The following is a 633-nucleotide window of genomic DNA, read 5'->3' as shown; positions in this document are numbered from 1 at the left end:
TCCGAACCCGGAAGCTAAGGCTGACAGCGCCGATGGTACTGCGAGGGGGACCTCGTGGGAGAGTAGGACACCGCCGAACAATCTTTATGAAGGGGTTGTTCAGATGAATTCGACCATGTTTGGTCAGTTCGTCTGAGCAGCCCCTTTTTCATTTTGTAAACTAAGCAGTACCGTCTCTGAGAGACAACAATCACATAGGGAGCACCATATGAACGACCGTAAGGACCGACCCGAGGATTCCGGGCGACCCCGTCGTTCTGATGGTGATAAGCCCCGCGGCGGCGGTTACGACCGTAGCGACCGCGCCCCACGCAACGACCGCGGCGACCGTAAGCCGTTCCGCGATGACCGCGGTGGCCGTGACGAGCAGCGCCCCTACCGCGGTGACCGCCCGTCGGGTGGCGAGCGTGCTCCGTATCGCGGAGACCGTCCCGCCAATGGCGAGCGTGCCCCCTACCGCGGCGATCGCAACGATCGCTCGGGTGGCGGAGATCGCCCCGCATACCGTGGTGACCGCAGCGATCGTCCCGGCAACGACCGGGCTCCCTACCGCGGTGGCGACAAGCCCCGCACCGGCGGCTACGACCGCAACGATCGCGACCGCAAGCCGTTCCGGGATGACCGCGGTGGCCG

The 633-nt window shown here is 64.8% G+C and carries 1 protein-coding gene and 1 rRNA gene; one reads left to right on the top strand and one right to left on the bottom strand.

Features of this window, described 5'->3' with window-relative positions; all coding sequences use genetic code 11:
* Positions 1-79 (top strand): 5S ribosomal RNA (rrf, locus tag AUL38_RS15925); the annotation flags it as partial.
* Positions 80-190: 111 nt separating this feature from the next.
* Here rrf and AUL38_RS17465 read toward each other — a convergent pair.
* On the bottom strand, positions 191-633 hold a 443-nt coding region (locus AUL38_RS17465), incomplete at its 5' end, for a hypothetical protein (RefSeq protein ID WP_201023776.1).

The organism is Leucobacter sp. G161, assembly GCF_001482305.1.
In the GTDB taxonomy this organism is placed as follows: Bacteria; Actinomycetota; Actinomycetes; order Actinomycetales; family Microbacteriaceae; genus Leucobacter.
The sequence above is the reverse complement of the archived record's forward strand: the minus strand, read 5'-3'. Positions and strand labels throughout refer to the sequence as shown.